Origin of the sequence: Allofournierella sp. (assembly GCF_048388525.1) — a bacterium.
Lineage (GTDB): Bacteria > Bacillota > Clostridia > Oscillospirales > Ruminococcaceae > BQOK01.
The window spans coordinates 61,137-70,892 of record NZ_DBGCTQ010000116.1 but is presented as its reverse complement, the minus strand read 5'-3'; the positions used below and the strand labels follow the sequence as shown (position 1 = coordinate 70,892).

The 9,756-nt window shown below is 60.2% G+C and carries 7 protein-coding genes; all 7 read right to left on the bottom strand.

What is annotated here, in order from left to right:
- The coding region (gene dnaK, locus ACMLHZ_RS14320; RefSeq protein WP_418668346.1) for a molecular chaperone DnaK at positions 1-1,362 on the bottom strand (1,362 nt) is incomplete at its 3' end.
- A 101-nt stretch (positions 1,363-1,463) separates the two neighbouring features.
- Positions 1,464-2,066, bottom strand: a complete 603-nt coding sequence (locus tag ACMLHZ_RS14315; RefSeq protein WP_418668345.1) for a nucleotide exchange factor GrpE — start codon at positions 2,064-2,066, stop codon at positions 1,464-1,466.
- Entirely contained in the window at positions 2,063-3,097 is a 1,035-nt protein-coding gene (gene hrcA / locus ACMLHZ_RS14310; RefSeq protein ID WP_418668344.1) for a heat-inducible transcriptional repressor HrcA, read from the bottom strand. Before hrcA ends, ACMLHZ_RS14315 begins: the two co-directional genes overlap by 4 nt.
- A gap of 206 nt (positions 3,098-3,303) precedes the next feature.
- Complete coding sequence (locus ACMLHZ_RS14305) at positions 3,304-3,846, bottom strand: stage V sporulation T C-terminal domain-containing protein (protein WP_418668343.1); 543 nt, start codon at positions 3,844-3,846, stop codon at positions 3,304-3,306.
- Positions 3,847-4,010: 164 nt separating this feature from the next.
- On the bottom strand, positions 4,011-5,567 hold the full coding sequence (locus ACMLHZ_RS14300) for a hypothetical protein (protein ID WP_418668342.1): 1,557 nt from the start codon (positions 5,565-5,567) through the stop codon (positions 4,011-4,013).
- 624 nt (positions 5,568-6,191) lie between these two features.
- Positions 6,192-7,949 carry an ABC transporter ATP-binding protein gene (locus ACMLHZ_RS14295; protein ID WP_418668341.1) on the bottom strand — a complete coding sequence of 586 codons (1,758 nt, stop codon included), beginning with the start codon at positions 7,947-7,949 and terminating at the stop codon, positions 6,192-6,194.
- A gap of 95 nt (positions 7,950-8,044) precedes the next feature.
- Positions 8,045-9,655 carry a GDSL-type esterase/lipase family protein gene (locus ACMLHZ_RS14290; RefSeq protein WP_418668340.1) on the bottom strand — a complete coding sequence of 537 codons (1,611 nt, stop codon included), beginning with the start codon at positions 9,653-9,655 and terminating at the stop codon, positions 8,045-8,047.
- Between the last annotated feature and the right edge of the window lie 101 nt (positions 9,656-9,756).

The window sequence follows — 9,756 nt, the reverse complement described above, 5'->3', positions numbered from 1 at the left end:
GATGCCGTTCGCGTCGATGTCGAAGGTGACCTCGATCTGGGGCACGCCGCGGGGCGCGGCGGGAATACCGTCCAGCTTGAACATGCCCAGGCTCTTGTTGTCCTTGGCAAATTCGCGCTCGCCCTGCAGCACGTTCACTTCCACGCTGGGCTGGTTGTCAGCGGCAGTGGAGAAAATCTGGCTTTTCTTGGTGGGAATGGTGGTGTTGCGCTCGATGATCTTGGTGCACACGCCGCCCAGGGTCTCAATGCCCAGGGAAAGCGGGGTCACGTCCAGCAGCAGGATGCCGCCCACTTCCTTGTTCAGCACGCCGCCCTGGATGGCCGCGCCAATGGCCACGCACTCGTCCGGGTTGATGCCCTTGAAGGGCTCGCAGCCCATCTCTTTTTTCACGGCCTCCTGCACGGCGGGGATGCGGGTGGAACCGCCCACCAGCAGCACCTTGTGCAGCTCGCCGGCCTTCAGGCCGGCGTCGGCCATGGCCTTGCGCACGGGGCCCATGGTGCGCTCCACCAGATCGGCGGTCAGCGCGTCGAACTGGGCGCGGGTCAGGCTGGTATCCAGGTGCTTGGGCCCGGTGGCGTCGGCGGTGATAAAGGGCAGGTTGATGGCGGTGGACGCAACGCCGGACAGCTCGATCTTCGCCTTCTCAGCGGCTTCCTTCAGCCGCTGAGCCGCCATCTTGTCCTTGCGCAGGTCAATGCCGTTCTCTTTCTGGAAGCCGTCGGCCAGCCAGTCGATGATGCGCTGGTCAAAGTCGTCGCCGCCCAGGTGGGTGTCGCCGTTGGTGGCCAGCACCTCGGTCACGCCGTCGCCCATCTCAATGACCGACACGTCGAAGGTGCCGCCGCCCAGGTCGTACACCATGATCTTCTGGTCGTTGTCCTTATCGGCGCCGTAGGCCAGGGCCGCGGCGGTGGGCTCGTTGATGATGCGGCGCACATTCAGCCCCGCAACCGTGCCGGCGTCCTTGGTGGCCTGGCGCTGGCTGTCGTTGAAGTAGGCGGGCACAGTGATGACCGCCTCGGTCACGGTCTCGCCCAGATACGCCTCGGCGTCTGCTTTCAGCTTTGCCAGGATCATGGCGCTGATCTGCTGGGGGTTATAATCCTTGCCGTCGATGGCCACCTTGTAGTCGGTGCCCATGTGGCGCTTGATGCTGCTCACGGTGCGCTCAGGGTTGGTAATGGCCTGGCGCTTTGCCACCTGGCCCACCAGCCGCTCGCCGGTCTTGGTAAAGCCCACCACGCTGGGGGTGGTGCGGGCACCCTCGGCGTTTGCAATCACAACGGGCTCGCCGCCCTCGATTACAGCCACACAGCTGTTGGTGGTGCCCAAGTCAATGCCAATAATTTTACTCATAGTATCTTCTCTCCTTATTTACACAAAAAGTTGTTGTTTTGAGCGTTATTCTTCCGAAAAAAGAGCCTGCGCCCTTGGGAACTCTGTTCTGCGGGGACGGCCTATTCCGCCACCACCACGGTGGCGTGGCGCACCACCTTATCGCCCAGCTTGTAGCCCTTCTGGAACACCTGCACCACGGTGCCGCTCTCCTGCCCTTCTGCGGCGGGCTGCTGCATCACAGCGCTGTGTACCTCGGGGTCAAAAGGCAGGTTCAGGGCCGGGATCTCTTCCACCTTCAGGGCCTCGAAGGCAGCCGCGGCCTTTTCCAGGGTCATGACCACGCCCTTTTTATAGGCTTCGTCGGTGGTGGGTGCGTTTGCTGCCATTTCCAGTGTGTCCAAAATGGTCAGGATCTTTTCCACCGCGTGGCTCACGCCGTTGCCGAACGCCGAGTCCTGTTCGCGGGCCGAGCGCTTGCGGAAGTTATCATACTCGGCTGCGGTGCGCAGCAGCTGATCCCGAAGCTGCGCAGTTTCCTTTTCCGCCGCGTCGGCCTTGGCCTTGGCAGCCTCCAGCTCGGCGGCAAGATCCTTTTTCTTTTCCGTCTTCTCCTTTTTGGGGTTCTTCGCCGCTTCCTTTTCAGGTTTAGGCTGCGTGCCCTCTGTGTTCGGGGCGGCTTCTGCCTGCGGCTCCGCCGCCGGGGTGGTCTTTTCGTCCGTCATACGTTATCCTCCTGTGCCTGGCCGGTCATACACTCGCCCAGCTTCAAGGCAAAATGATCCAAAATGGGGATCAGCTGTTCAAAGGGCATGCGCGCGGGGCCCAGCAGGGCGATGGCGCCGGTAAGGCCGCCGCCCGCCAGGTACCGTTTGCTCATCACGCACAGGCCCGGCATCGGGCGCTGCAGATCCTCACCCAGCAGTACGGTGGTGCGGCCCGTGCGGGGGGTGATCAGCCGACCCGCGCGCTCCTGGTCGGCAAAGAGTTCCATGACCCGGGGCAGGTACTCCCCCAGTTCCGGCCAGCGCATCAGGTATTGCTGCCCTTCCAGGTAGGTCCGTGCCTTTGCGGCCTCCTGCAGCAGGGCCGCCGCCGCGTTTACCACCGGGTACAGCGCGGGACCCTTGGCCCCCAGCTCGGCGGCGATGCCCGCCAGCACCGATCCGGTCAGATCTGCCGGGGCCACAAAGGTGAGCTGCCGGTTGAGCACCTCGGCCAGCAGGGCCGCGTCCGCGCGGGTAAGGCCGGTCTCCAGCCGCGCCACCCGGGTGCGCACCCCACCCGCGCTGGTCACGGCCAGCACCGCGGCGGAGTAGCGGCCCACCTGAACCACCTCAAAGTGGGCGATGCACAGATCGTCCGAGCGGGGGGTGGTGGCCGCCACCGTGTAACCGGTGTATTCGGCCAGGGCGCGGGCGGCGCCGGCCGCCAGCCGTTCGGGTTCGTAATCCAGGCCCGCGAAAACGCGGTCGATCTCGGTGTGCTGGCGCTGGCTCAGGCCTCCTTTGGGGCGCATCAGGTGATCCAGATAGTATCGGTACCCCTTGGCGCTGGGCACCCGCCCCGCGCTTGTGTGGGGCTGTTCCAGCAGCCCCAGCTTTGTGAGGGCCGCCATCTCGTTGCGCAGGGTCGCGCTGGAAACGCTCATGTTCAGATACTGGCACAGCAACCCCGAGCCCACCGGCTCGCCGCCCTCGGTGTACAGGGCCACAATCGCCTCCAGCACGCGCTGTTTCCGATCGTCCATCGCCATTGCCCTGCACCTCACTTTTTGCGTTTTAGCACTCTATCGTTTCGAGTGCTAAATTTATTTTACTCTATTTTATACGTCTGTCAAGGGGTGGGTGCAAAATTTTTAAAAGTTTCATGGTTTGTTCACACCCCGGTCCGCCGGGGCGCAAAAAAGCCGCGGCGGCAGATACCGGCGCGGCTGAAAAGTGCGGTCAAAACGGCAGGCGGTCATTCCTCCATCTGCTTTGCCAAAAAGGCGGCGGCGATCCAAATTGCCTTTTGCTCCTCCGCGGTAGGCGTGGTGGTTTTGTCGTCGGTGAGCAGCAGCACCGCGCCCGCCACATCCCCCGCGGCAATGATGGGGCAGGCAATGTGGATGTGCCGGCTTGCCCCCTCGCAGGGGAACACCCGCTCGGCCCCCTCCCCCGGGTGCAGAAATGGTTTGCGGGCGTCCATGATCTTTTCCAGCGGAATGCTGACCCGCTTTTCCGCGCACTCGCGCCGGGCGGCGCCCGCCGCAGCGATCACGCTGTCCCGGTCGCACACCAGTGCGGTGTGCCCCAAAGCTTTTTGCAGCACCTCCACGTACTGGGCCGCAAAATCAGCCAGTTCGCCGATGGGCGAATACTTTTTAAAGATCACCTCGCCGTCGCCGGTGGTGAAGATCTCCAGGGGGTCGCCCTCCCGGATGCGCTGGGTGCGGCGGATCTCCTTGGGGATGACCACCCGGCCCAAATCGTCGATACGGCGCACGATACCTGTTGCTTTCATGGCAGTTCCCTCCGTGGGCTCATTGTGAGCCTTGCTTTGTTACGAGGGTTAGTATCTGCCAGAAAAACCAATTTATGCAAAAAACGTCCGCACCGCCAAAAACTTTGAGCCCGGCTTTTGCCGGGCTCAAAACCAGAAGCATCCTTCTTCTTGAGGGCTGTCCGTCAGCCTCTGCCCCGCGTGAGCCTTTGATACAGGTTTCGCCAGCCCAGCACCCCGCCGATCACATAGTAAGGGGCATACAATAACAGGTAGCGGCCCCGGCATTCGAAAATGGTCAAAAACAGGCTCAGGCCCAGCAGCGTTACATAGAGAACACATTCTCCCAAGCCCGGCTTTTGGCGCAGCCATCCCAGCACAAGCCCGGCCAGGATCAGCAGCCAAAGCGTCTGCGCGATCCCCAAAAACGCAGGGCTTCCTTGCCCGGAACCAATGCCATAAAATTTTTGCAGGGCAGGCAGCTTGCCGTATATTGTTCCAAAGAATCCGCCCTCTCTTGCCCAGGTAAAAGTACCGTCATCGTAATTGTTCAGGGTTTTCCGCATTGCCAGCGCTCCAAGCCCGCCCGGCCCCATTTCCCGGATGCGGGCCGCCGCCACTTTCCAGTTTTCACGGTTCCGTTCCCTCGCTGTGGAGATTCCTCCGGAAAAAACAACATCTTCCGCAATCCAGATTCCCTCGCTCTGTCTGTTCAGGCCCATCATTGCAAAGTGTGCCATGCCCAATGCCTTTTCCGGATCCACCGCAAGGCCCGCAGCGGCGCTCACCCCGGTTTTCAGCCCCAGCGCCAGAACGCCTGCCAGCGCCGCCGCCCCCGCGCGCAGGGCCAGCCCTTTCCAACGAAGGCGAAGGGGCTTTTGCCCGCAAAGGTATAACAAGGCGTGCACCAACACGACCGCCACCAAAAAGAGAAGTGCGGTGGGCTTGATCCATGTGCCAACCAGGCACACCACCACCACCCAAAACCATTTTAAGGGCCGGTCCTGCATACAGGCGTAAATGCACAGCGCCAGTGCCGGGCACAACATGCCATAGGTGTCCGAATAAGGCACCAGCACCCAGGGCGATAAGCCCACGAATCCCCCACCCAACAGCAAGCAGGCATAACCGACCCAAACGCTGTGAACCAGGTGCTTTGCCGCCACCGCGCTCAGGCACACTGAAACGGCAACGCAGATGCAGCTCCCCAGCACTGTAATTGGGTAAGTTTTACCAGTTATTCCCACAATGGCAGCACAACGTGCGAGAAGGCCTTGGAGCCCTGTCAAAAACAGGTTATTGGGATATACGTCGTAGTAAGTAATATCTGAAACCGGAAGTCCCCGGGCAATCTCGTCCACACTGGGCGCGACGCGAAGGAGATCCCAGCCTGCCACAAACCAGCCGCCATAGCATATAACGATTTGGGCCGCCAAAAGCAGCAACCCTCCTGCCACCACCACACGGCGGAACGTCGTTTCCTGTTCCAAAAAACCGCGCAGCTTACCCTTTCGCAGCCACAGGGCGGCGCATCCCGTCAGTATGGCCATTCCCACTGCCGCCAACAAAAACAGTCCGTTCGGAGCGCCCCGCTCCCGCTTCATGGAAAAATCCAGCCATGGGCTCACAAGCAGCAGTGCCAGCAGCACAAATGTAAAATAGCCCAACGCAATCCCCCTGCCCACCCGGGGAATTGTTTCCGCCACCCTTTTACCCAGTCCACTGCTCCCTGATTGTTTCATTGTACTTCTCCTTTTTGCTCCCGGGCAAACATTATAATGTCTGAAAAGCGCGCTTCGCCCCCGTATTTCGTATGGAGGACATCCCTTATCCTATAATACTCTATTCTATGATAATTTCTGTTTTTAGGGTTCTATATTTGCGCGCAAATTGCGGCTCTTACATTCTCTTGTAAAAATATAGCCTTTTCTGACTCCTAAGTTTAAAATCCCGCTTTCACTTTGTCAATTCACTCTATCTGTGGTATCAATTATATCACTTCAACAGTACGATAAATGGGTTTTCAAAATCAGTATAGCGTTGTGAATCTGCAAATTTTGTCGCTGTATATCAAATTAAGGTGCTCCGATTTCTTTTGCAAAAGAAAAAGCCCACGTGGTTACGCAGGCTTTTGTTTGCTCAAAACGAATTTTTTGGCTGCAAGCTTTCGATTTCTTCGGCTGTTTCAAAGTTAATCTTCCGGGTTGTCCCAGCCACTGCAACGACCGTCGTCCCAGGGCAAGGCGGATGGGCTTACCGCTTTGTTTTCACAGGCTTCCCGCCCTTCCCTCTTTTTAATTTTTCTTTTTGCCGAACTTCTTGAAGGCACTTGAGATTTCGCTGCCCTCCGCTTTGCTCCGTTCTTTTCACTCCGCGTTCACAAGCCCATTCCACAGCCGGTAATAGGTACCCTGCTTTGCCAGCAGCTCGGCATGGGTGCCCTGCTCCTCAATGCCGGTGGCCCCCAGCACCAAAATTCGGTCGGCGTGCTGGATGGTGGTGAGCCGGTGGGCGATGGTGAGGGTGGTGCGGCCCAGCGCCAGATGCTCCAGGCTTTTGCCTACCAATATCTCGCTCTCGTTGTCCAGCGCGCTGGTGGCCTCGTCCAGGATCAGGATGGGCGGATTTTTTAAAAACACCCGGGCAATGGCGATGCGCTGCTTCTGCCCGCCCGACAGCTTAACCCCCCGCTCGCCCACATAGGTGTCGTAGCCGTCTTTTAAAGCGGTGATGAACTCGTGGGCGCCCGCCAGCCGGGCTGCGGCCTCCACCTCCTGCCGGGAGGCGCCGGGTTTGCCGTAGGCAATGTTCTCGTATACGCTGCCGCTGAACAGGTATACATCCTGCTGCACCACGCCGATGGCGCCCCGCAGGCTCTTGAGGGTGACCGAGCGCACATCCTGCCCGTCGATCAGAATGCGGCCGCCGGTCACATCGTAAAACCGCGGGATCAGGTTGCACAGGGTGGTCTTGCCCCCGCCCGAGGGGCCCACCAGCGCCAGCTTTTCGCCGGGGCGTACCTCCAGGTCCACATGGCGCAGCACCTGGTTGTGGTCGTCGGGGTATTCAAAGCTCACGTCCTCAAACCGGATGCAGCCTTTCTTCACCTGCAGGGGCAGGGCGCCGGGCTCGTCCAGGATCTCCACGTCCGCGTCCATGATCTCGCAAAAGCGCTCGATGCCTGTCATTCCGCGCTGGAACTGCTCGGCAAATTCCACAATGCGGCGGATGGTGGCGATCAGGGTGGTGACATACAGCATATAAGCCACCATGTCGCCCGCGCCGATGCGCCCGCTCACCAAAAACAGCCCGCCCGCCACGATTACCACCAGGTACATCAGGCCGTCAAACAGGCGGGTGGAGGTCTGGAACGCGGCCATAAAGCGGTAAGTCTGTTTTTTGATCGCCTGGAATGCGGCGTTGTCCCGTTCGAACTTTTCCTTTTCCACTTCCTCGTTGGCAAAGGCCTTGACCACCCGTTCGCCCAGAAGGCTGTCTTCAATGCGGGCGTTCAGTTCGCCGATCTGTACCCGCTGGCGGCGGTAGGCCGCCCGAACCTTCAGGTTGATGCCGGTGGAGACCACCGCCATCAGGGGCACGCAGGCGAACAGGATGAGGGTCAGCGCCACGCTGGACTGGCACAGGATCACAAAGCTCACCGCAATCTTTATGGCAGCGATGAAAAACTCCTCCGGGCAGTGGTGGGCAAACTCAGTCACATCAAACAGGTCGTTGGTGATGCGGCCCATGATCTGGCCCACCTTGGTGTTGGAGTAATAGGTATAGCCCAGCCTTTGCAGGTGGGCGAAGGCGTCGCGGCGCATGTCGGTCTCCACATAAACGCCCATCACATGGCCCATGTCCGCCATGTAGTAGTTGGCCGCGCCGTCGATGAGCCGCAGCACCAGGTACAGCCCCCCCAGCCGCAGCACCGCGCCCGCCGTGAGGGCCGCCAGGTTCGTCATGGCGGTGTTGGTGAGATAGCGCATGATGAGGGGCAGCACCATGTCGCACACAGTGGTAAGGGCGGCGCAGAACAGATCGAACACCAGAACGCGCCTGTACTTGCGCAGATAGGGCCAAAACCGCCGCAGCAGGCCCTTTTTGCGGGTTGTTTTTTGCATGAAGTTCCTCCGTTGCTCCTTTTGGAAAAACATTTGTACGAAAAGCCGGAGAGGCCGGAAAACCGGCCCCTCCGGGGGTAAATCGATCAGGTCTGCTATTCCGCTGCCCCACTGGCGCCCTCTGTTCCCGGAGTTGTCCCATCATTGGCTGGCGTATCTGTGGGTACGTCTGTAGGCATATCTGTAGGTGCCTCCGTAGGTGTGTCTGTGGGCGCATTCGTAGGTGTATCTGTGGGTGTATTTGTAGGCGTATCGGTCGGCGTGTCCGTGGGTGTGTCCGTAGGTGTATCCGTCGGCACATCCGGGCTCGGGCTGGGGGACGGATTCGGGCTGGGCGAAGGACTCGGGCTCGGCGTGGGCCTCAGACCCTCGCACTTTTTGGGATCGTCGCCGCAGATCGGGCAGTCGTAGTTCCAGGTAGTCTGGTCATTGGGGTCGCACCAGTGGCTGCCGCAGATGCAGTAGGGGGTGGGCTCGGGCTCGTTGTCGACCTTGCGGAAGTTTGCCGTGATCACCACACCGTTGGCGTCGGCGTCGGCGGGAACGGTGAACATGACGGTGGCGCTGCCATCCACATGGCCAATGGTGGCGCTCCAGCCCACAAACTCCCAGCCCTCATCCGGCACCGCGGTCACGGCGCTTGTCTGCTGGCCCTTTTTCACGCTCTGGCTCGTGGCGCCCTCAATGCGGCCGCCCTCGGAAGCGATAAACTCCACCGGCACCTTGGCGCCGCGCACCGCGATGGGATCGTTGCTGATCAAGCCCGCGGGCACGCCGATCACCTTGGGGATCTTTTTCAAAGGCTTCGGGCGGGTGTCTTCAGTGATATAGGCGTGGGTGCGCACATACTGGAAGAAAGCGCGCACACCATTCTGGTTCAGGTGCACACCGTCACCCAGGGTGTAGTCCTTTTTTGCCCAGCCGGTGGCAGGGTCCTCCAGCGCCTCGCTGCTGTCCAGATATTTATAGCCCTCCTGCTCGCACATCTTCGCGATGGCGGCATTCAGCCGGTCCACCTGTTTCATCGAGAGGCTGCCGTTCTCGCGCTCTTTATCCAGCGGAGGGATGGCGTTCACAATGATGTCGGCATAGGGGTAGGCGTCGTGAATGGCCTTCAGCCCCTTTTTATAATTGGAGATGAACGTGTCGGTGTCCATGGTGAGGTTGTTGGTGCCAAACCCAATGATCACCCGTTTGGGCTGCAGGATCTTCACCGCCTCCGGCATGGTCACCTTGTCGGAATATCCCTGGAACTCCTCGCACTTGAGGCTGGTGATCGAGGTGACCCCCATGCTGGTCACACCGATGTTGTTTTCCAGGCTGGTGAACGGGACCTTGCTGTTATCGGTGGCGCTGTACATCATATAGCGCACCGTGTTGGAGTCTCCCAAAAACAGGGTCTCGTCAATGTATTCCTGGCCAGCGTCCTCGGTCAGCGGCAGGATCGTGCCGCTGAACTGCTCTTTGTCCACCTTTTCCGTAGCGGTGTAGGTCAGATCATCCGCCGGCTCAGACCAGGCCGAGCTGCTGCCGCTGGCGGAGGCAGGCGCCGCCGCGTGGGCCCGCACCGCCCAAAAGATCAGGGCCGCAATCAAAATAATAAGCACCGCGCCGGCGCCCGCCAGCGTGGGCAGGCCCGCGGGACCTTTCAGGAACGCCCGGAACCGGTTGGCGCCGGCACCGTGTTGTTTCTTGTTGGAAGCCATGCTGCATCCACCTTTCCTCAAGACCCGGCGGCTTGCCGGGGCAGTTGCGCACATAAGCATTTCTATTTTACACTATTTTGCCTGTAAGCGCAAACCCCGAG

Coding starts and splice junctions, on each gene's coding strand:
- ACMLHZ_RS14315 (WP_418668345.1), bottom strand. CDS start 2,066: ATGACGGACGAAAAGACCACCCCGGCGGCGGAGCCGCAGGCAGAAGCC.
- hrcA (WP_418668344.1), bottom strand. CDS start 3,097: ATGGCGATGGACGATCGGAAACAGCGCGTGCTGGAGGCGATTGTGGCC.
- ACMLHZ_RS14305 (WP_418668343.1), bottom strand. CDS start 3,846: ATGAAAGCAACAGGTATCGTGCGCCGTATCGACGATTTGGGCCGGGTG.
- ACMLHZ_RS14300 (WP_418668342.1), bottom strand. CDS start 5,567: ATGAAACAATCAGGGAGCAGTGGACTGGGTAAAAGGGTGGCGGAAACA.
- ACMLHZ_RS14295 (WP_418668341.1), bottom strand. CDS start 7,949: ATGCAAAAAACAACCCGCAAAAAGGGCCTGCTGCGGCGGTTTTGGCCC.
- ACMLHZ_RS14290 (WP_418668340.1), bottom strand. CDS start 9,655: ATGGCTTCCAACAAGAAACAACACGGTGCCGGCGCCAACCGGTTCCGG.